This is a genomic window from Micromonospora sp. DT48, assembly GCF_049844495.1.
GTDB lineage: Bacteria > Actinomycetota > Actinomycetes > Mycobacteriales > Micromonosporaceae > Micromonospora.
Window position 1 is genome coordinate 153,265 of record NZ_JBNCLE010000006.1, and the last position, 20,249, is coordinate 173,513.

At 69.8% G+C, this 20,249-nt stretch carries 19 protein-coding genes; all 19 read right to left on the bottom strand.

The features are described 5' to 3' along the window. Positions 1-47 precede the first annotated feature (47 nt). Positions 48-2,006 (bottom strand): NADH-quinone oxidoreductase subunit L, encoded by a 1,959-nt coding sequence (nuoL, locus tag ACLQ2S_RS06660; RefSeq protein ID WP_309223135.1) that lies wholly within the window; start codon positions 2,004-2,006, stop codon positions 48-50. 12 nt (positions 2,007-2,018) lie between these two features. Continuing rightward, the gene (gene nuoK / locus ACLQ2S_RS06665) at positions 2,019-2,336 is read right to left on the bottom strand and encodes an NADH-quinone oxidoreductase subunit NuoK (RefSeq protein WP_013731028.1); all 318 of its coding nucleotides are present in this window, start codon (positions 2,334-2,336) and stop codon (positions 2,019-2,021) included. Then, positions 2,333-3,103, bottom strand: coding sequence for an NADH-quinone oxidoreductase subunit J (locus tag ACLQ2S_RS06670; RefSeq protein WP_155217348.1), 771 nt, complete (start codon positions 3,101-3,103; stop codon positions 2,333-2,335). The genes nuoK and ACLQ2S_RS06670 overlap by 4 nt, the downstream gene beginning before the upstream one ends. Then, positions 3,100-3,741 (bottom strand): NADH-quinone oxidoreductase subunit NuoI, encoded by a 642-nt coding sequence (gene nuoI / locus ACLQ2S_RS06675; RefSeq protein WP_309223134.1) that lies wholly within the window; start codon positions 3,739-3,741, stop codon positions 3,100-3,102. The genes ACLQ2S_RS06670 and nuoI overlap by 4 nt, the downstream gene beginning before the upstream one ends. 1 nt (position 3,742) lies before the next feature. Further along, complete coding sequence (gene nuoH, locus ACLQ2S_RS06680; RefSeq protein WP_155217346.1) at positions 3,743-5,089, bottom strand: NADH-quinone oxidoreductase subunit NuoH; 1,347 nt, start codon at positions 5,087-5,089, stop codon at positions 3,743-3,745. After that, positions 5,086-7,581, bottom strand: coding sequence for an NADH-quinone oxidoreductase subunit G (locus ACLQ2S_RS06685; RefSeq protein WP_309223133.1), 2,496 nt, complete (start codon positions 7,579-7,581; stop codon positions 5,086-5,088). The genes nuoH and ACLQ2S_RS06685 overlap by 4 nt, the downstream gene beginning before the upstream one ends. Before the next feature lie 58 nt (positions 7,582-7,639). Beyond that, complete coding sequence (gene nuoF, locus ACLQ2S_RS06690; protein ID WP_309223132.1) at positions 7,640-8,956, bottom strand: NADH-quinone oxidoreductase subunit NuoF; 1,317 nt, start codon at positions 8,954-8,956, stop codon at positions 7,640-7,642. Further along, positions 8,953-9,993 carry an NADH-quinone oxidoreductase subunit NuoE gene (gene nuoE, locus ACLQ2S_RS06695; RefSeq protein ID WP_230462522.1) on the bottom strand — a complete coding sequence of 347 codons (1,041 nt, stop codon included), beginning with the start codon at positions 9,991-9,993 and terminating at the stop codon, positions 8,953-8,955. The genes nuoF and nuoE overlap by 4 nt, the downstream gene beginning before the upstream one ends. Before the next feature lie 82 nt (positions 9,994-10,075). Next, positions 10,076-11,401: an NADH-quinone oxidoreductase subunit D gene (locus ACLQ2S_RS06700; protein WP_425701333.1), complete on the bottom strand. Its 1,326-nt coding sequence runs from the start codon at positions 11,399-11,401 to the stop codon at positions 10,076-10,078. Next, the gene (locus tag ACLQ2S_RS06705) at positions 11,398-12,129 is read right to left on the bottom strand and encodes an NADH-quinone oxidoreductase subunit C (protein WP_425701334.1); all 732 of its coding nucleotides are present in this window, start codon (positions 12,127-12,129) and stop codon (positions 11,398-11,400) included. Before ACLQ2S_RS06705 ends, ACLQ2S_RS06700 begins: the two co-directional genes overlap by 4 nt. After that, positions 12,126-12,803, bottom strand: coding sequence for a NuoB/complex I 20 kDa subunit family protein (locus ACLQ2S_RS06710; protein WP_093404021.1), 678 nt, complete (start codon positions 12,801-12,803; stop codon positions 12,126-12,128). Before ACLQ2S_RS06710 ends, ACLQ2S_RS06705 begins: the two co-directional genes overlap by 4 nt. A gap of 13 nt (positions 12,804-12,816) precedes the next feature. After that, positions 12,817-13,182: an NADH-quinone oxidoreductase subunit A gene (locus ACLQ2S_RS06715; protein ID WP_155217340.1), complete on the bottom strand. Its 366-nt coding sequence runs from the start codon at positions 13,180-13,182 to the stop codon at positions 12,817-12,819. A 108-nt stretch (positions 13,183-13,290) separates the two neighbouring features. Beyond that, positions 13,291-14,565 carry a geranylgeranyl reductase family protein gene (locus tag ACLQ2S_RS06720; RefSeq protein ID WP_155217338.1) on the bottom strand — a complete coding sequence of 425 codons (1,275 nt, stop codon included), beginning with the start codon at positions 14,563-14,565 and terminating at the stop codon, positions 13,291-13,293. Positions 14,566-14,700: 135 nt separating this feature from the next. After that, positions 14,701-14,910, bottom strand: coding sequence for a hypothetical protein (locus tag ACLQ2S_RS06725; RefSeq protein ID WP_155217336.1), 210 nt, complete (start codon positions 14,908-14,910; stop codon positions 14,701-14,703). 58 nt (positions 14,911-14,968) lie between these two features. Then, the gene (locus tag ACLQ2S_RS06730) at positions 14,969-15,676 is read right to left on the bottom strand and encodes a demethylmenaquinone methyltransferase (protein WP_425701335.1); all 708 of its coding nucleotides are present in this window, start codon (positions 15,674-15,676) and stop codon (positions 14,969-14,971) included. Between the two features lie 136 nt (positions 15,677-15,812). Continuing rightward, positions 15,813-16,985 carry a hypothetical protein gene (locus ACLQ2S_RS06735; RefSeq protein WP_425701336.1) on the bottom strand — a complete coding sequence of 391 codons (1,173 nt, stop codon included), beginning with the start codon at positions 16,983-16,985 and terminating at the stop codon, positions 15,813-15,815. Between the two features lie 317 nt (positions 16,986-17,302). Continuing rightward, positions 17,303-18,493, bottom strand: a complete 1,191-nt coding sequence (gene mqnC, locus ACLQ2S_RS06740; protein WP_309223129.1) for a cyclic dehypoxanthinyl futalosine synthase — start codon at positions 18,491-18,493, stop codon at positions 17,303-17,305. Positions 18,494-18,633: 140 nt separating this feature from the next. Further along, complete coding sequence (gene paaE, locus ACLQ2S_RS06745) at positions 18,634-19,773, bottom strand: 1,2-phenylacetyl-CoA epoxidase subunit PaaE (protein ID WP_425701337.1); 1,140 nt, start codon at positions 19,771-19,773, stop codon at positions 18,634-18,636. Next, a complete protein-coding gene (gene paaD, locus ACLQ2S_RS06750) occupies positions 19,770-20,246 on the bottom strand; it encodes a 1,2-phenylacetyl-CoA epoxidase subunit PaaD (RefSeq protein WP_425701338.1) in 477 nt (158 codons plus the stop codon). Before paaD ends, paaE begins: the two co-directional genes overlap by 4 nt. Positions 20,247-20,249 lie beyond the last annotated feature (3 nt).

Genomic DNA, 20,249 nt, shown 5'->3' on the forward strand with positions numbered 1-20,249 from the left:
TCCGCCGGCGACGGCCGCCTGAGAGGCCGACAGCCTCCTGAGGTCGATCACGCCAACCACCCCGCCTGTACGGCCAGGAAGGCGGCCACCACCAGCAGCGCGCCGGTCAGGATCGAGGTGGCGTACGACCGGACGAAGCCGGTCTGCAGCCGCCGGAGCCGACCCGATCCACCGCCCACACCCGCAGCCAGGCCGTTGATCAGCCCGTCGATGCCCCGGTTGTCGAGGTAGACCAGCGCCCGGGTGAGGAAGATGCCCGGCTTCTCGAAGACCGCCTCGTTGACCGTGTCGGTGTAGAGGTTCTTCCGGGCGGCGGTCACCAACACCCCGGCCGGCTGCGGCTCGGTAGCCGTACCGTTGCGGAACAGGTACCAGCCCAGCAGCGCGCCGATCACGGTGACCCCCAGCGACAGCACGACGATCGCCCAGTGCGGCAGCACCGCGTCGTGGTGCCCCTCGGTCGAGGTGAGACCGGCGGTGGCGGTCAGCCAGTCCGGCACCGAGGTGGCCAGCAGCCAACCGGCACCGATCGAGCCGATGCCGAGCAGGATCAGCGGGATGGTCATCAGCGGCGGGGACTCGTGCGGGTGCTCGATGTCCTCCGTCCACCGCTTCGGGCCGTGGAAGGTGAGCACGAACAGCCGGGTCATGTAGAAGGCGGTCAGCGCGGCACCGAGCACCGCGGCCCCACCGAACAGCCAGGCCGTCCAGCCCTCCCGCTCGAAGGCGGCGGCGATGATCGGCTCCTTGGAGAAGTACCCGGAGAACGGGAACATGCCGATGATGGCCAGCCAGCCCGCACCGAAGGTCAACCAAGTGATCTTCATGTACTTGGACAGGCCACCGAAGCGGCGGATGTCCACCTGGTCTTTCATGCCGTGCATGACCGAGCCCGCACCGAGGAACATGTTGGCCTTGAAGAAGCCGTGCGCCAGCAGGTGCACGATGGCCAGCGCGTACGCCGCGCCGCCGAGGCCGACGCCGAGGAACATGTAGCCGATCTGGCTCACCGTCGACCAGGCCAGCACCCGCTTGATGTCGTCCTTGGCGCAACCGATGATCGCGCCGACGAGCAGGGTCAGCGCACCGACGCTGACCACCACCAGCTGCAACGTGGAGTTGGCCGAGAAGATGATGTTGGAGCGGGCGATCAGGTAGACACCGGCGGTGACCATCGTCGCGGCGTGGATCAGCGCCGACACCGGGGTCGGGCCCTCCATCGCGTCCGGCAACCACGCCTGGAGCGGGAACTGGCCGGACTTACCGGTCGCGCCGAGCAGCAGCAGCAGGCCGAGCACCAGCACCGTGCCACCGGCCAGCGCGCTGACGCCGTTGAACACCTCGTCGTACTGGGTGGTGCCGAGGGTGGCGAACATGATGAAGATGGCGATGGCCAGACCGGCGTCACCGACCCGGTTCATCAGGAACGCCTTCTTGCCCGCGGTGGCGGCGGCCGGCTTGGTGTACCAGAAGGAGATCAGCAGGTACGACGCCAGACCGACGCCCTCCCAGCCGAAGTACAGCATCACGTAGTTGTTGCCCAGCACCAGCAACAACATCGCCGCGATGAACAGGTTGAAGTAGGCGAAGAACCGACGCCGTCCCGCGTCGTGCGCCATGTACTCGACCGCGTACAGGTGGATCAGGAAGCCCACGCCCGTGATCAGCAGGACGAAGACCCCGGACAGCGGGTCGAACAGCAGACCGAAGTCCACGTGCAGGCCGCCGACCGCGATGAAGTCCCAGAGGCTCAGCTGGACGGACTTGTTGTCCAGGCCGCGCAGTCCGAGGAAGTAGCTCAGGCCGAGCAGGAAGGCGGCACCGACCGCGGCCACCCCGAGCCAGTGGCCCCACCGGTCGGCCCGTCGACCGAGCAGCAGCAGGATCGCCGCGCTGACCAGCGGGATCGCCACCAGCAGCCAGACGCTGCTCAGCAGCCCGTCCGCCGTCGCGTACGAGACGGTCTCGGCCGGAGCAGCCTGGGCGTACGTCAAGATTTCGTCCACCGGTGGGCCCCTCTAGTACTTCAGCAGGTTGGCGTCGTCGACGCTGGCGGAGCGTCGGGTGCGGAAGATCGCCATGATGATGGCCAACCCGACCACGACCTCGGCCGCCGCCACCACCATCACGAAGAACGCCATGATCTGGCCGTTGAGGTCACCGTTCATCCGGCTGAAGGTGACCAGCGCCAGGTTGGCCGCGTTGAGCATCAGCTCGACACACATGAACAGCACGATCGCGTTGCGCCGGACCAGCACCCCGGCCGCGCCGATGGTGAACAGCACCGCGGCGAGGACCAGGTAGTAGTTCGGCTCGACCGAGAAGAAGTCACTCATTTCTCAGTGCCCTTCAGCGTGGTCTCCTCGGCGGTCAGCTCCCGCACCGGCAGGATGTCCGGCGTACTGCGGTCGCTCAGCCGCCCGTCCGGCAGGCGGGCCGGGGTGGCGACCGACGAAGAGGTGGCGAAGACACCCGGGCCGGGCTTCGGGCCGGGGTAGTTGCCGGGCCGGAAGCGGGCCTTCATGGTGGCAACCTGGTCGCGCTTGTCCTCCTTGCGCCGTTCGACGTGCGCGAGGATCATGCCGCCGATGGTGGCGGTGATGAGCAGCGCCGCAGTCAGCTCGAAGGCGAAGACGTAGTCCGTGAAGAGCAACCGGGCGATGCCCTTCACGTTGCCGCCCGCGTTGGCCTGCTCCAGACCAGCCGGGATGCTGCCCTGCGTGGCCCGGTAGACCCCGCTGCCGAGCAGGCCGGCGAAGCCGATCCCCAGCCCGAGCGCCGCGATGCGCTGGCCGCGTAGCACCTCGATCAGTGAATCGGAGGACTCCCGACCGACCAGCATCAGCACGAACAGGAAGAGCATCATGATCGCGCCGGTGTAGACGATGATCTGCACCATGCCGATGAACGGTCCCGCCTGGAGCACGTAGAACACGCCGAGGCTCAGCATGGTCAGCACCAGCCACAGCGCCGAGTGCACCGCGTTGCGGGCGGCGACCATGCCGATCGCACCGGCCAGCGCGAGCGGGGCGAGGATCCAGAAGGTCACCGCCTCGCCGCCGGAGACCGCACCGGAGGCGGCGAGCAGCGTCGAGGTGGTCATTCCGACTCTCCCTTCTCCGCCGCAGCCCGCTGGGCGGCCTGCTCGGCACCGGGGAAGGTGACCCCCGGGTGCTCGTCCACCTGGTAACGACCCGGACCCATCGGGGAGCGCTCCGCCCCGGCGGAGGTGCCCGGGTTGGTGAGGCTGCCGACGTAGTAGTCCTTCTCGCTGTCACCCAGCCGCATCGGGTGCGGCGGCTGCTCCATCCCCGGCAGCAGCGGCGCCAGCAGCTGCTCCTTGGTGAAGATCAGATCCTTGCGGTTGTCCCGGGCCAACTCGTACTCGTTGCTCATGGTCAACGAGCGGGTCGGGCAGGCCTCGATGCAGAGTCCGCAGAAGATGCAGCGGGCGTAGTTGATCTGGTAGACGCTGGCGTACCGCTCGCCCGGCGAGAAGCGCTGCTCGTCGGTGTTGTCGCCACCCTCGACGTAGATCGCGTCCGCCGGGCAGGCCCAGGCGCACAGCTCGCAGCCGATGCACTTCTCCAGGCCGTCCGGGTGCCGGTTGAGGATGTGCCGCCCGTGGTAGCGCGGCGCCGGCTTCGGCGGCGAGAACGGGTAGTCGGTGGTGACGACCTTCCTGAACATGTGCGAGAAGGTGACCCCGAAGCCCTTGAACGTTCCGGTGATCGCGCCCACGTCACACCTCCTCAGAGTCCTGGCCGGCGGGAGCGTTGGCCGGCTCCCGCTCGGCGACCATGCGCCGGGTGCGCGGGCTCGGTGGTACCTGGAGATCCATCGGGGGCAGCGGGAAGCTGCCCGGCGGCCGGTTCTCGACCTGCTCGGCGAGCGTCGGCTTCGGCGTCGGCTTGCGGCTCGGCCAGAACAGCGTGGCGAGCAGCACGATGCCGGCGGGGATGCCGATCGCGTACAGCCGGCTCCGGGTGTCCCAGTCGTCGACGGTGCGCAGGCCGGCGAGGACCACGATCCAGACCAGGCTGATCGGGATGAGCACCTTCCAGCCGAGTCGCATGAACTGGTCGTACCGCAACCGGGGCAGCGTGCCACGCAGCCAGACGAAGACGAAGACCAGCAGGATGACCTTGCCGAAGAACCAGAGCAGCGGCCACCAGCCGGAGTTGGCGCCCGACCACATGGTGATCGGCCATGGCGCGTGCCAACCGCCCAGGAAGAGCGTCACGGTGAAGGCCGACATGGTCACCATCGCGACGTACTCGCTGAGCATGATCAGCGCGAACTTGAGCGAGCTGTACTCGGTCATGAAGCCGGCGACCAGCTCCGACTCCGCCTCCGGCAGGTCGAACGGCGGCCGGTTGGTCTCGCCGACGATGGAGATGAAGAAGACCACGAAGCTCGGGAAGAGCAGCACCGCGTACCAGCCCGGTGCCGGGATGTCGACGCCGAACAGGCTCAGCTGGGTGCCGCTGCCCTGGGCGGCCACGATCTCACTGGTGGACATCGTGCCGGCGAGCATGAACACCGCCACGATGGACAGCCCCAGCGCCACCTCGTACGAGATCAGCTGAGCGGCGGAGCGCAGGCCGCCGAGCAGCGGGTAGGTCGAGCCGGACGCCCAACCGGCCAGCACGATGCCGTAGACCGCCATCGACGAGCAGGCCAGCACCACCAGCACCGCCACCGGGACGTCGGTGACCTGCAACGGCGTCTGGTGGCCGAAGATGCTCACCATCGGGCCGAACGGGATCACCGACAGCGCGGTGACCGCGCAGATCACCGAGATCGCCGGGGCGAAGAAGTAGACGACCTTGTCCGCCGCCTTCGGGAGGATGTCCTCCTTGAAGGCCATCTTCAGACCGTCGGCGAGCGTTTGCAGCAGGCCGAACGGGCCGAGCTGGTTCGGTCCGGGCCGCACCTGCATGAAGCCGACGACCCGCCGCTCGAACCACACGCCGAGCAGCGTGCCGAGCAGGGCGACCACGAACGCGAAGACAATCTTGCCGAGGATCAGCCACCACGGATCGTGGCCGAAGTCGGTCAACGACGGCGCCTGCGCCAGCGGGTTCATGCGACACCCCCGGAGGAGTTGAGGATCGGGCCCGGCCGGTCGGCCGCGTCGGCGGCGACCGGCTCAGTGGTGCCGGGTGCCGAGATCCGTACCACCGCACCGGAGGTCGCGCCGAGGCTGCGCCGCACGGTCGAACCGGGCGAGTTGGTGGGTAGCCAGACCACACCGTCCGGCATCTCGGTGATCAGCGCCGGCAGGGTCACCGCGCCCCGGTCGGTCCCCACCGTCACCGGTTCGCCGTCGGCGACACCGAGCGTCTCCGCGGTGCCCTTGCCGAGCCGGACCACCGGCGGTCGGGCGGTGCCGCCCAGGTGCTCGTCGCCGTCGGTGAGGCTGCCCAGGTCGACCAGCTGGTGCCAGGTCGCCAGCACCGCCTCACCGGCGGCCGGCGCGGGCACCGCCGCCGGTGCCACGGTCGGCGCGGCCGGACGGCTCACCCGGGTCGCCGGCAGGCTGCCCAGCTCACGCCGGACCGCCAGCACGTCACCGGTGCCCAGCCGCACGTCCATCAGGTCGGCGAGCGCGTCGAGCACCCGGCTGTCGGGCATCGCGGCGGTGTTCAGCACCGCGTCGAACGGACGCAGGCGGCCTTCCCAGTCCAGGAAGCTGCCAGCCTTCTCCACCACCGGCGCGACCGGGAGGACCACGTTGGCCCGGCGGGTGACCGCGCTGGCCCGCAGTTCCAGGCTGACCAGGAACGGCACCGCGTCCAGGGCCTGCTCGGCCAGGCGCGGGTCGGCCAGGTCGGCCGGATCGACCCCGGCCACCACCAGCGCGCCGAGCTGACCGGCGGCAGCAGCGGTGAGGATGGCGTCGGTGTCCCGGCCCGCCTGGCTCGGAATCACCCCGGCCGGGATGTCCCACGCCTCGCCCAGCTCCGCCCGGGCCGCCGGCTCGGTGACCAGGCGACCACCGGGCAGCAGGTTGGGCAGGCAGCCGGTGTCGACGGCACCACGGTCACCCGCGCGGCGCGGCACCCAGGCCAACTTCGCCCCGGTACGCGTCGCCACCTCGGCGGCGGCGGAGAGGCCACCCGGCACGGTGGCCAGCCGCTCGCCGACGATCAGGATCGCCCCTTCGGCACTGAGCGCCTCGGCGACCGTGGCGTGCTCGGCGAGCACCCCGGCCTCCTCGCCCGGCACCACCCGGGCCAGCTTGGCCCCGAGCTTCTCCAGGCCCCGGGTGGCGAACGGGGCGATCGCGTACACCTTCAGCTTGTTCTTCAGGTACGCCTTGCGCAGCCGCAGGAAGAGGATCGGGCACTCCTCCTCCGGCTCCAGGCCGACCAGCACCACCGCCGGGGCGTTCTCGACGTCGGTGTAGGTGACGTCGGTGCTGCCGGCGACCGTGCTGGCCAGGAAGTCGGCCTCCTCGCGGGAGGCCGGGCGGGCCCGGAAGTCGATGTCGTTGGTGTGCAGCGCGACCCGGGCGAACTTGGCGTACGCGTACGAGTCCTCGACGGTCAGCCGACCGCCGGTGAGCACCGCCGCGCCCTGGCCGGTGTCCCGGGCCGCCCGCAGCCCTTCGGCGGCGACGCTGAGCGCCTCGCTCCAGGACGCCTCCCGCAGTTCGCCGGTGCGCTCGTCGCGCACCAGCGGAGTGGTGAGCCGGTCGGTGGCGCGGGCGTACTGGAAGGCCCACCGCCCCTTGTCGCAGTTCCACTCCTCGTTGACCTGCGGGTCGTCGCCGGCCAGCCGGCGGAGCACCTTGCCCCGGCGCCAGTCGGTGCGCTGGGCGCAACCGGCCGAGCAGTGCTCGCACACGCTCGGGCTGGAGACCAGGTCGAACGGGCGGGCCCGGAACCGGTACTGGGTGCCGGTGAGCGCGCCGACCGGGCAGATCTGCACGGTGTTACCGGAGAAGTACGAGTTGAACGGGACGTCGCCGGCGTCGCTCTCGTCCCCGTAGTCCTCGTCCCGGTAGATGTTGATCTCTTCGGCGGAGGAGCGGTTCATCAGGTCGATGAACTTGTCGCCCGCGATCTCCTCGGAGAACCGGGTGCACCGCTGGCAGAGCACGCAGCGCTCGCGGTCGAGCAGCACCTGGGTGCTGATCGGCAGCGGCTTCGGGTACTCCCGCTTGTGCTCGTGGAACCGGGAGTCGGCGCGGCCGGTGGACATCGCCTGGTTCTGGAGCGGGCACTCACCGCCCTTGTCACACATCGGGCAGTCGAGCGGGTGGTTCACCAGCAGCAGCTCCATGATCCCCTCCTGCGCCTTCTTGGCGACCGGGGAGGTGAGCTGGGTGCGGACCACCATGCCGTCGGCGACCGTCTGGGTGCAGGAGGCGACGGGCTTACGCTGCCCCTCCACCTCCACCAGGCACTGCCGACAGGCGCCGGCCGGAGCCAGCAGCGGGTGGTCGCAGAAGCGCGGGATCTCGGTCCCCAACTGCTCGGCGACCCGGATCAGCAGCGCTCCCTTCGGAGCGGTGACCTCGACGCCGTCGATGGTGAGGGTGACCGTCTCGGTCTGCTTGGCAACGTCCGTCACAGTGCTCGCCTTTCGCTCGCGGCTGCGGGGCTCGCTCCGCTCACTCCTCGCACTCGCATCAGTGGGCTCCCACGAGCTGCTTGTCGGACAACTTCGGCGCGGTCCGTCCCTCGATGTAGTCGAGGTAGTCCTGCTTGAAGTACTTCAGCGACGAGGTCACCGAGCTGGTCGCACCGTCACCCAGACCGCAGAACGAGCGGCCGAGGATGTTGTCGCAGGTGTCGAGCAGGGTGTCCAGGTCCTCGTGGGTGCCCTGGCCGGCCAGGATGCGCCGGTAGACCCGGACCATCCAGTAGTTGCCCTCGCGGCACGGGGTGCACTTGCCGCACGACTCGTGGTGGTAGAACTCCAGCCACCGGTAGGTCGCGTAGACCGGGCAGTCCTGGTCGGAGAAGATCTGCGTGGCCGTGGTGCCGAGGATCGAGCCGGCGGCGGCCACCCCCTCGAAGTCCAGTGGCACATCCAGGTGCTCGGCGGTGAGCAGCGGGGTGGACGATCCGCCCGGGGTCCAGAACTTCAGGTTGTGCCCCGGCTGCATCCCACCGGCCAGCTCGATCAGCTCGCGCAGGGTGATGCCGAGGCCGCACTCGTACTGGCCGGGGTTGACGATCCGGCCGGAGAGGGAGTAGATCATCGGGCCCGCCGACTTCTCGGTGCCCATCGACTTCCACCAGTCCGCGCCACCCAGCACGATGTACGGCACGCTGGCGATGGTGCCCACGTTGTTGACCACGGTGGGGCTGGCGTACAGGCCGTGGGTGGCCGGGAACGGCGGGCGCAACCGGGGCTGACCCCGGAACCCCTCCAGGGAGTCCAGCAGCGCCGTCTCCTCACCGCAGATGTACGCGCCGGCTCCCGAGTGGACCACCAGGTCCAGGTCGAAGCCCGAGCCGAGGATGTCGCGGCCGAGGTAGCCCTTGGCGTACGCCTCGTTCACCGCGTTGCGCAGCCGGCGGGCGGCGTGCACGGCCTCACCACGGATGTAGATGTAGGCCCGGTTGGCCCGGATCGCGTACGAGGCGATGATGACGCCCTCGACCAGCGAGTGCGGGTCGTGGGTCATCAGCGGCAGGTCCTTGCACGTGCCGGGCTCGCCCTCGTCGGCGTTGACCACGAGGTAGTGCGGCTTGCCGTCACCCTGCGGGATGAAGCCCCACTTGAGGCCGGTGGGGAAGCCGGCGCCACCGCGACCGCGCAGCCCGGAGTCCTTCACCAACTGGATCAGGTCGTCCGGGTGTGCCTTGATGGCCTTGCGCAGGGCGGCGTAGCCGTCCAGCTTCTCGTAGGTGTCGATCCGCCAGGCGTCAGGGGACAGCCAGCGCTTGGTGAGCACGGGCGTCAACTTGGCCAGGGTCTCCGGCGCGGGCGTGGTCACTTCTGAGCCCCCTTGTCGTGCGCGGATTCCGGTGCACCGCCGGTCGACTCCGCCTCCTTGAGGTTGCGCTCCTGCGCGCCGGTGTCGTCACCGGCCGGCTTGGCGTCGCTTGCCGGCTTGTTGGCGGCCTCACCGGCGGCCTCCGCGGCCCGGGCGGCACCCGGAGCCGGCGGCTGCCCGTCGACGGGAACCTTGGTGCCAGGGGCATCCGGGACCGCGGTCTTCGCGTCCGGCTGCCGGGTCTCGGCGGTACGCACCTGCGGCGACTTGCGATCCGGTGCCGCGACGTCGGGCGCGGTGCTGCCGGTCGGCGCGGCCTTGGCCGGGGTCGCCGGTGCCGGCTTGTCACCGGCCTGGCCGCTGCGGATCGGGGTGTTCGGGTCGAAGCCCGGCGCGGTGATGCCGTGCTCCTGGGCCAGCCGCAGACCGCGCAGGCTCGGCTCGCCCGGCACGCCGTCGGCGACCGCGCCCTCCCGCTCGTCGGCGAAGCCGGCCAGCTGGATCGCCATCTCCTTGAGAGTGCAGAGGCGGGCCCCCCGGCTCGGCGTGGGCCGACCACCGGCGCGCAGCTCGTCGACCACCCCGACCGCGCGCTGCGGGTCGACGCCGTCGAAGAAGTCGTAGTTGACGGTCATCACCGGGCCGTAGTCGCAGGCGGCCAGGCACTCCGCGTGCTCCAGGGTGATCTTGCCGTCGGCGGTGGTCTCGTCGTGGCCGACGCCCAGGTGCTCGGCGAGGGTGTCGTAGACCTCCTGGCCGCCGAGCACGTTGCACATGGTGTTGGTGCAGACGCTGACCAGATAGTCACCGGTCGGCCGGCGCTTGTACATGGTGTAGAAGCTGGCCACCGCGCCGACCTGGGCCTTGTTGAGGCCCAGCACCTCCGCGCAGAACGCCACGCCGGCCGGGGACACATAGCCTTCCTCGGCCTGCACGAGGTGCAGCAACGGCAGCAGGGCCGAGCGGGACCGGTCCGCCGGGTAGCGCGCGATGATCTCCCGCGCCCGGGTCCGCGTCTCTTCGGTGAAGACAGTCATCAGCGTCGCCTTCCGTTCGCGACTGCACCGGCGTCTGCCCGCGACTGCGGGCGGATGGGGCTCGCAAGCTCAGTTCTCGCGCTCACCGGTCACACCCACCCATCACCGGGTCCAGCGAGGCGCCGCCCGCGATCACGTCGGCGATCAGGCCGCCCTCGGCCATCGCCGGCAGGGCCTGGAGGTTGACGAAGCTCGGCTCCCGGTAGTGCACCCGGTACGGCCGGGTACCACCGTCGGAGACCGCGTGCACGCCCAGCTCGCCGCGAGGCGACTCGATCGCGACGTACACCTGGCCCGGCGGCACCCGGAAGCCCTCCGTCACCAGCTTGAAGTGGTGGATCAGGGACTCCATCGACTGGCCCATGATCTTCGCGACGTGCTCCAGGGAGTTACCCATGCCGTCGACGCCGATGGCCAGCTGCGCCGGCCAGGCGATCTTCTTGTCGGCCACCATCACCGGGCCGGGCTTGAGCCGGTCCACGGCCTGCTCGACCAGCTTGAGCGACTCGCGGATCTCCGCCAGCCGGACTAGGTAGCGGCCCCAGACGTCACCGTCGGGGTGGGTCGGCACGTCGAACTCGTACGTCTCGTAACCGCAGTACGGCATGGTCTTGCGCAGGTCCCACGCGAGACCGGCCGAGCGGAGCACCGGCCCGGTGACACCGAGGGCCAGGCAGCCGGTCACGTCGAGCACCGCCACGTTCTGCGTCCGCTCCAGCCAGATCGGCTGGCCGGAGAGCAGGTCCTCGTACTCCTTGAGGCGCTTCGGCATCACCTTGAGGAACTCGCGGATCTTGACGATCGCCTCGTCCGGCACGTCCTGGGCGACGCCGCCCGGCCGGACGTAGGCGTGGTTCATCCGCAGGCCGGTGATCAGCTCGAAGATCTCCAGGATGTACTCGCGCTCCCGGAAGCCGTAGAGCATGATCGAGATCGCGCCCAGCTCCATGCCCGTGGTGGCCAGCCACACCAGGTGCGAGGAGATCCGGTTCAGCTCCATCATGAGCACCCGGATGGTGGTGGCCCGCTCGGTGATGTCGTCGGTGATGCCGAGCAGCTTCTCCACGGCCAGCGAGTACGCCGTCTCGTTGAAGATCGGCGAGAGGTAGTCCATCCGGGTCACGAAGGTCGAACCCTGGACCCAGTTGCGGTACTCCAGGTTCTTCTCGATGCCGGTGTGCAGGTAGCCGACGACCGAGCGGGCCTCCCGGACCGTCTCGCCCTCCAGCTCCAGGATCAGCCGGAGCACGCCGTGCGTGGACGGGTGCTGCGGGCCCATGTTGACGACGATCCGACCCTCGTTGATCGGATCGACGCCGGAGACGACTTCGTCCCAGTCCCCGCCGGTGACGGTGAAGACCCGGCCCTCGGTCGTCTCGCGCTCGGTAGCGTAGTTCGACCCGGTCATTGGTAAGACCTCCGCTTGTCGGGCGGCGGAATCTCGGCGCCCTTGTACTCCACGGGCACGCCGCCGAGGGGGTAGTCCTTGCGCTGCGGGTGACCCTCCCAGTCGTCCGGCATGAGGATGCGGGTCAGTGCCGGGTGACCGTCGAAGATGACACCGAACATGTCGTACACCTCCCGCTCCTGCCAGTCGGCGGTCGGGTACACGGAGGTGACGGTGGGCAGGTGCGGCTCCTCGGCGGTGACCGCGGCCTCCAGCCGGACCTGCCGCCGGTAGGTCATCGAGGTGAGGTGGTAGACGACGTGCAGCCGACGCGCGTCGGCACCGAGGTAGTCCACCCCGGACACCGAGGAGCAGAGCTCGAACCGCAGCGCCGGGTCGTCCCGCATCACCTGGCAGACCTCGGCGATCCGCTCGGGGCGGATGTGCAGGGTCAGCTCGCCCCGGTCGACCACGACCTTCTCGATCGCCTCGCCGAACGCCGGGTACGCCTCCTCCAGCGCGTCCCGCACCTCGTCGAAGTAGCCGCCGTACGGTCGCGGCGCGTCCTCGACGACGTGGTGCCGCCGGACCAGTCCGCCGAATCCGGAGACGTCGCCGGTGCCCTGGTTGCCGAACATGCCCCGGCCCGCCGGCGCGGCCGGCGGGAACTCGGCGGGAGCGCCACTCGTCGCGCCGGCCGGCGTCACCGGAACCGGTACGCCACCGGTGGTCGGCTTGTCGTCAGTCACTTGATCCCCCCGTACGGGTGGAGGTGGTTCTGGGCCTTCATCCAGTTCTCGATCCGCAGCTGCTCCTCGCGGCCCTCGCGGACGGCCTTCGTCCACTCGGCCCGCCGGGCCTTGTCGCTGCGGTACGACGACGGCATCGAGCCGTACGGCACCACGGGCACGTCACCGCGCGCCTCGCGGGCGGCCAGCATCTTGCGCCCGTTCGGGCCGAGCGGCTCGTGGCCGATCTTCTCGCGCAGCTTGAGGATCGCGTCGATGAGCATCTCCGGCCGGGGCGGGCAGCCCGGAAGGTACATGTCGACCGGCACGACGTGGTCGACGCCCTGCACGATGGCGTAGTTGTTGAACATGCCACCGCTGCTGGCGCAGACCCCCATGGAGAGCACCCAGCGGGGCTCGGCCATCTGGTCGTAGATCTGGCGCAGCACCGGGGCCATCTTCTGGCTCACCCGACCGGCGACGATCATCAGGTCGGCCTGTCGGGGCGAGGCCCGGAAGACCTCCATCCCCCAGCGGCCCATGTCGTAGTGCGGCCCACCGGCGGCCATCATCTCGATCGCGCAGCACGCCAGGCCGAACGTGGCACCCCAGACCGACGACTTGCGCGACCAGTTGACCAGCTTCTCCACCGAGGTGAGCAGGACACCGGCGGGAAGTTTCTCCTCGATACCCATAGCCGTTCCTCCCTCAGTCCCAGTCCAGGCCGCCACGCCGCCACTCGTAGGCGTACGCGACGAAGACGGCACCGATGAACACCAACATGGCGACGAACCCGAAGACCGGCAGGATGTCGAAGGAGACCGCCCACGGGTACAGGAAGATCATTTCGACGTCGAAGACGATGAAGAGCATCGCCGTCAGGTAGAACTTGACCGGAAAGCGGCTGCCGCCGATCGGCTGCGGGCTGGGCTCGATCCCGCATTCATAGGCTTCGAGCTTGGCCTTGTTGTAGCGATGGGGGCCGGCGAGCCGGGCAGCGGCTATCGAGAACAGCGCGAAACCCGCGGCGAGGGCGAACAGCCCGATGATGGGTACGTAAGGCGAGAGCGACATTTCTTCTCCTGCTCGTCCTTCCCTGCCCTCGGTGGTTGGCGAAATTCACACTATTCACATCCCACCCCGCGCCCTTCGGCGGGGGTGGACCTTGCCTGTTCAGCGCCCCTACACAGCGGGCGCCACCCTGGTCATCGCATTGATGACCCGGTCCATCGCGTCACCGCCACGCGGGTCGGTGAGGTTGGCCAGCAGCTTGAGCACGAAGCGCATCAGCGTGGGGTGGGGCATGCCGTGCTTCGTCGCGACGCGCATGATCTCCGGACGGCCGATCAGCTTCACGAAGATCCCGCCCAGTCGGTAGTAGCCACCGAACCGGGCCTTCAACTCCTGCGGGTACGCCATCAGGGCCCGCTCCCGCTCGGCACCGGCCGGTCGGGCGAGCGCCTGGACCGCGACCTCCGCGGCCAGTTCGCCGGACTCCATCGCGTACGCGATGCCCTCGCCGTTGAACGGGTTGACCATGCCGCCGGAGTCGCCCACGAGCAGCACGCCGCGCGTGTAGTGCGGCACCCGGTTGAACCCCATCGGCAGAGCGGCACCGAGGATCGACCCCTCGGCGTTCGTCTCGTCGGTCATGCCCCACTCCGGCGGCGTGTTGGCCAGCCAGTCGGTGAGCAGCCGCCGGTAGTTCGTCTTGCCGAACGCCGAGGACGAGTTGAGGATGCCGAGCCCGACGTTGACCCGGCCGTCACCGAGGCCGAAGATCCAGCCGTACCCGGGCAGCAGTTCGTTGCTGCCCTTGGCCCGCAGCTCCAGCCAGGACTCCAGGTAGTCGTCGTCGTGGCGGGCCTCGGAGCGGTAGTAGCGACGGACGGCGACACCGATCGGGCGGTCCTCGCGCTTGGCCAGTCCGAGGGCGAGCGGGAACCGACCCGAGACGCCGTCGGCGGCCACCACCAGCGGCGCGTGGAAGGTCACGGGCGCCTTGTCCGGCCCGTCCTCGCCCTGCACCCCGATCACCCGGCCGTTGCCGTCGAGCACCGGAGCGACGACGTTCACGCTGGTGCGCAGCTTGGCTCCGGCCGCCACCGCGCGCTGGGCGAGCAGGTCGTCGAAGTCGAGCCGGGTGCGGACCAGGCCGTAGTTCGGGAAGCTGGCCAGATCCGGCCAGTCCAGTTCGAGCCGCACGCCGCCACCGATCACCCGCAGGCCACGGTTGTGCAGCCAGCCAGCTTCGGGCGAGGTGTCCACACCCATCCGGATCAGCTGCCGCACCGCACGCGGGGTGAGGCCGTCGCCGCAGACCTTCTCCCGAGGGAACTCGGTCTTCTCCAGCAGCAGCACGCGCACGCCGTGCCGAGCCAGGTGGTACGCGGTCGCCGACCCACCGGGACCGGCGCCCACGACGATAACGTCGGCGTCGTTCTCCACCGCGGTCATTAGCGCCTCCTCCCCGCCCTGCTCGTGAAATGCTTCACAAGCCAGCCGGGACGAGTCTAGGACCGACGCCGTACGCTCGCCTTGTTAGGGCGACCTAACCTGCTGGAAACGATCGGAGGGGGACCGGCAGCCCCCTCAGGGCCGAGCCGCGCCGGCGCTGTCCAGACCGGCGCGGATGGTCTCCGGCAGCTGCTCGCGCAACGCGCCACCGGCCGCGCGGTCCAGCGCCGCGATCACCTCGGTCACCACCTGACGCACCTCTGCGGGATCCGCTCCGGCCAACTCGCGGAGTTGGTCGACCAACTCCGCAGCGTCGCTGGTGGCCGCACTCCTCGGATCCGTCATGCGGGCCAGCGTACGCCGCCAAGAGCGTCAAATCACCATATTTGCCTGAATTCCGGACTCACCGGATGGCCCGGTGCAGCGCCACCACGCCGCCGGTCAGGTTGCGCCACTCCACCGATCGCCAGCCGGCCGCCTTGACCCGGTCCCCCAGGGCGGCCTGGTCCGGCCAGGCCCGGATGGACTCGGCGAGGTAGACGTATGCGTCCGGGTTGCTGGAGACCTTCTGGGCCACCGCCGGCAGCGAGCGCATCAGGTACGACAGATAGACCTTGCGGAACGCGGGATTCACCGGCGTGCTGAACTCGCAGACCACCAGCCGGCCGCCCGGACGGGTCACCCGGGCCAGCTCACGCAACGCGGCGTCGGTGTCGTTGATGTTGCGCAACGCGAAGGAGATGGTCACCGCGTCGAAGCTGGCGTCGGCGAAGGGCAGCCGCAGGGCGTCGCCGGCCAGCAGCGGCACCTGCGGGCGGGTCCGCTTACCGGCGTGCAACATGCCGAGCGACAGGTCGACGCCGACCGCGTACGCCCCGGAGTGGGCGAGTTCCTCGGTGGAGACGCCGGTGCCCGCACCGACATCCAGCACCCGGTCGCCCGGTCGCAGGTTGAGCGCGGCCCGGGTGGCCCGCCGCCAGAACCTGTCCCGACCGAAGGAGAGGACGGTGTTGGTCAGGTCGTAACGGGCCGCGACACCGTCGAACATCGCGGCGACCTCGTGCGGCTGCTTGTCCAGACTGGCGCGCTGGCCCTGCGGATTACGGCTCACCCCACCACTGTGCCAGCCCTCCCGCCGACGGCCTGGGCAGGGTCACGACGAAACAGTGCGGGCGGGATGGTGACCCATCCCGCCCGCACTGCCTTGCGTTATGTAAACGGCCCGCGCGGGCCGATAGAGGACGAACTCAGGCGTCCGTCTTCTCGTCTTCCGGCGCCACCAGGACCACCCGGCGACGACGGGCAACCAGGAACATGGCCACACCGACGAGCACCACACCCGCCCCGATGCCACCGATCAGGCCGGCCTGTGCACCGGTGACCGGCAGGCCACCGCCGCCGCCACCGCCGCCGTTGGGGGCGGTGACCACCACGGCGAAGTCGTCGGAGTTGTCGGTCGGGTCCAGGTCGGCGAACTCCGACTCCTTGATCTCGCGCACCTCGGCCCGGTTGAAACTCGGCTTGGTGGCCTGCTGGCTGAGGCGAGCCTGGGGCGACAGCGCACCGAACGCCTCGGCCGTCAGGGAACCGCCCTGCAGGGTGACGGGAGCCGCCACGTCCGCACCCACCTCGACGGCCAGCGGAACGACCAGCACCGTGTCCGGCTCCAGCAGGAAGGCGTCGTCCTCGCAGACCGCAGCGCGCTTGTCCGCGCTGATCTCGCAACCCTCGACCGGCAGGAAGGCGACGCCCTTCGGCAGCTGGTAGGTCAGTCTGATGCCCTGTGCGGTCAGGTCACCCTGGTTGGCGATCTCGCTCCAGAGCAGGGCCGTGTCGCCCGGACGGACCGGGCTGCCGTCCTCCTCGAAGGTGTCCAGGTCGAGGCGAGTCTTCACGTCAGGGACGATGACACCGAGGTCGACACCGCTCTCGGGAGTCAGCTCGACATCGACCTCGACGCTGTTGTTGCTCTCGTCGGTGTCGTCCGGTGACTCGATGCTGATCGTCACCGGGGCGGTGTACGGGCCGGTGCTGTCCTCGGCGGCCTTGAACAGGACGATCGGCACCTCGGTCGTCTCACCCGGGCCGGGAATCTCGTCTGCGGCGAGTTCGCAGACCCACAGCTCGGGCTTGGTGTCGCCGGTGACGTCGCAGCCGCCTTCGGTGTACGCGCCCACCACGAGCTTGGTGTCGTCCACCTTGGAGGTGTCAACCTTGACAAGCAGCTTCGTCGGCGTGCCCTCGCCCTGGTTGGCAACCTTGCCCTGAACTCGGTCGGTGACGCGGGTGCCGGCGGCGGTGATGGCCAGGTCCGTCTCGGTGCCAGCGGCGTAGGCCGGAGCGCCCAGGGCGGTGCAGGTGCCCGAGGCGAGCAACGCAGCCACAGCCAGGCTGGCGGCACGACGGGGTTGCAAGATCATGGGATGGGCCCCCGTGGGGTTGCGAAACATACGGGCGGGGACGTTAGCGGTCACCGATCACCCGCGCCACCCTGCATCACACCCGCCACAAGCTGCCCGGCTAATGAAAGCTTAAAGATTGTCCGGATTGATGGGCCTTACTGCTCGGTCACCCCCTCGGCATCCAGCCGGGGCGTCCGACGCTTCGAACCGGATGGATGGCGCGTCCGGTCCGTTCGGCTGAGACGGCACGCATCCCGGACCTAGACGCAGTGTCAGCCGAGCGATCACCTGAGGTGATCGGTCGGCTGACGCGTCGAGCCGGACGAGAGCCTCGGTCAGTTCGCGTCGACCAGTGGCAGCGACCGACCGGCTCCCCCACCGGGCAGGGCGATCGAGGAGAAGTGTGAGACCACCCGGTCGTCGCTCGGATCGTCGGCCGGGGTGTGGTGCACGGCCAGTCTGTTGTAGAGCGTGTCCCGCTGGGCGGGGATCCGGTCGGCCGAGCGGATCATCCCGATCAGCTCGTGCAGGTTGGAGCGGTGCCGGGCACCCGCCGAGGAGATGACGTTCTCCTCCAGCATGATCGACCCGAGGTCGTCGACGCCCATGTGCAACGCCAGCTGGCCGACGTCCTTGCCGGTGGTCAGCCAGGACGCCTGAAGGTGCGGCACGGTCTCGAAGAACAGCCGGGCCACCGCCACCAGGCGCAGGTACTCCAGGGTCGTGGCCTGGGTGCGGCCCTTGAGGTGGTTGTTCTCCGGCTGGTACGTCCACGGGATGAAGGCCCGGAAGCCGCGCGTACGATCCTGCACGTCGCGGATCATCCGCAGGTGCTCGATCCGCTCGGCGGCCGTCTCGCCGGTCCCCATCATCATCGTGGCAGTCGACTCGACGCCCTGCCGGTGCGCGAGTTCCATGACCTCCAGCCAGCGCTCACCCGACTCCTTCAGCGGCGCGATCGCCTGGCGGGGCCGCTGCGGCAGCATCTCGGCACCCGCCCCGGCGATCGAGTCGAGCCCGGCGGCCTTGATCCGGGCGATCGCCTCGTCCAGGCTGACGCCGGAGACCTTGGCCATGTGCAGGATCTCGCTCGGCCCGATCGAGTGGATCGCGAGCTGCGGGTACGCCTTCTTGACCGAGGAGAACAGCTCCTCGTAGTACTCCACGCCGTAGTCCGGGTGATGGCCGCCCTGGAGCATCACCTGGGTGGCGCCCAGCTCGACCGCCTCACCGCACCGGCGCAGGATCTCCTCGGTCGGGTGGGTCCACCCTTCCTTGTGCTTCGGCGCGCGGTAGAAGGCGCAGAACTTGCACGCCGTCACGCAGACGTTGGTGTAGTTGATATTGCGGTCGATCAGGTACGTGACGATGTTGTCCGGGTACCGCCGCCGACGGACCGCGTCCGCCGCCTCGCCGAGGGCGTGGAAGGGGGCGTCGGTGTAGAGCAGCAGCGCTTCCTCGGGCGTGATCCGCCCGCCGTCGGCACCACGTTGCAGGATGTCGTCGATCTCCCGATTCACCGTCACATCCCCGAGAGTACGCCGACCCTTCTCCCCGTCCGCCAGGGCGGATCCCGACCTGTGATCCATCCCGCCGCCCCGGCGGCTGGCCGGTGCCGGGGGTCGGTCCGGCCCGGCCGACCCCTGGTAGGCGGTCGGTGGTCGCATCACGCGTCGTAGTCGACGGAGAGGGTGTCGGTCAATGGGCTGGACTGGCAGGTCAGCACGTAACCGGCCGCCACCTCGTCGGGCTCCAGCGCGTAGTTGCGGGCCATCTCGACCTCGCCGGAGACCACCTTCGCGCGGCAGGTCGAGCAGACCCCGCCCTTGCAGGCGTACGGCAGTTCACCGCGCACCTTCAGGGCCGCGTCCAGCACCCGTTCGTCGCGGCGCATGGTGAAACTCGACGAGCGCCCGTCGAGCATGATCGTCACGTCCGTACCGCCGGACACATCGTCGGGGCGGGCCACCGGCTCGGGCGGCGCGTCAACGTGGAACAGCTCGGTGTGCACCGCCGCCGTCGGCACGCCCCGCTCGGCGAGCACCGCCTTGGCGTCCACCACCAGCCCGTACGGGCCGCACAGGAACCATTCGTCGATCGCGTCACCGGGCACGATGGTGTCCAGCAGCCGACCCAGCCGGTCGGCGTCGATCCGGCCCGAGAGCAGCGGCGACTCACCCTGTTCCCGGGAGAGCACGTGTACCAGGTGCAGCCGGGTCGGGTACCGGTCCTTCAGGTCCGCCAGCTCCTCGGCGAACATCACGCTGCCGGCCGTACGGTTGCCGTACACCAGGGTGAAGGTGCTGGCCGGTTCCACGGCCAGCGCGGTGGCGACCAGCGACAGCACCGGGGTGATGCCCGAACCGGCGACCACCGCGCCGTAGCGGCGGGCCCGCTCCGGCGCGAACGCCGTGGTGAAGTGACCCAACGGCGGCAGCACCTCGATGGTGTCGCCGTGGCGCAGCACCGAGCAGGCGTAGCCGGAGAAGGCCCCGCCCGGGATCTCCCGCACACCGATCCGCAACCGTCCGTGCTGCGCCAGTTCCGCCGGGGTGGAGCAGATCGAGTACGACCGGCGTACGTCCTCGGCCGCGTCCGCCCCCGCACCGTCGCCGCGCTGCGCGGCCCCGGCGGGCAGCCGTACGGTCAGATGCTGGCCGGCGCGGAAGGCGAAGACCTCACGCAGTTCCTCGGGCACGGCGAAGGTGATCGCGACGGCGTCGGCGGTGAGCCGGTCGACGGCGACGACGGGCAGCGGATGGAACACCGGCCGGCGACGAACCGGGCGGGTGATGGTGACAGTCACAGGGCCTTCACATGGTCGAAGGGTTCGGAGCAGGAGCGGCACCGCCACAGCGCCTTGCACGCGGTGGAGCCGAAGCGGCTGAGCTGCTCGGTCTCCGGCGAACCGCAGCGTGGGCAGCGCACCGCCAGGGTGAGCGGGACGACGCCGTCGCGCCGGACCGGGGCTGGTGGGGCGATACCGGCGGCGGCCAGCTTGGCCCGCCCGGCGTCGCTGATCCAGTCCGTGCTCCAGGCCGGACTGTGCACCGTGCGGACCTCGGCGTCCGGGTGACCGACGGCGGCCAACGCCCGCCGGATGTCGGCGCGGATGACGTCCATCGCCGGGCAGCCGGTGTAGGTGGGTGTGATCGTCACCACCACTCGGCCGGTGTCCGGATCCTCCTGCACCGACCTCAGGATGCCCAGGTCGTCGATGGTGACCACCCGGATCTCCGGGTCCACCACCGCCGCCACGGCCTGCCGGACGCTGCTCATCTG

Bases quoted from the DNA above. Each gene is read 5' to 3' on its own strand.
- paaD (WP_425701338.1), bottom strand. From the start codon at position 20,246: ATGAGCAGCGTCCGGCAGGCCGTGGCGGCGGTGGTGGACCCGGAGATC.
- ACLQ2S_RS06710 (WP_093404021.1), bottom strand. From the start codon at position 12,803: ATGGGTATCGAGGAGAAACTTCCCGCCGGTGTCCTGCTCACCTCGGTG.
- ACLQ2S_RS06670 (WP_155217348.1), bottom strand. From the start codon at position 3,103: ATGACCACCTCGACGCTGCTCGCCGCCTCCGGTGCGGTCTCCGGCGGC.
- ACLQ2S_RS06720 (WP_155217338.1), bottom strand. From the start codon at position 14,565: ATGACCGCGGTGGAGAACGACGCCGACGTTATCGTCGTGGGCGCCGGT.
- nuoE (WP_230462522.1), bottom strand. From the start codon at position 9,993: ATGACTGTCTTCACCGAAGAGACGCGGACCCGGGCGCGGGAGATCATC.
- nuoH (WP_155217346.1), bottom strand. From the start codon at position 5,089: ATGAACCCGCTGGCGCAGGCGCCGTCGTTGACCGACTTCGGCCACGAT.
- ACLQ2S_RS06700 (WP_425701333.1), bottom strand. From the start codon at position 11,401: ATGACCGGGTCGAACTACGCTACCGAGCGCGAGACGACCGAGGGCCGG.
- nuoK (WP_013731028.1), bottom strand. From the start codon at position 2,336: ATGAGTGACTTCTTCTCGGTCGAGCCGAACTACTACCTGGTCCTCGCC.
- ACLQ2S_RS06725 (WP_155217336.1), bottom strand. From the start codon at position 14,910: ATGACGGATCCGAGGAGTGCGGCCACCAGCGACGCTGCGGAGTTGGTC.
- ACLQ2S_RS06735 (WP_425701336.1), bottom strand. From the start codon at position 16,985: ATGATCTTGCAACCCCGTCGTGCCGCCAGCCTGGCTGTGGCTGCGTTG.
- ACLQ2S_RS06715 (WP_155217340.1), bottom strand. From the start codon at position 13,182: ATGTCGCTCTCGCCTTACGTACCCATCATCGGGCTGTTCGCCCTCGCC.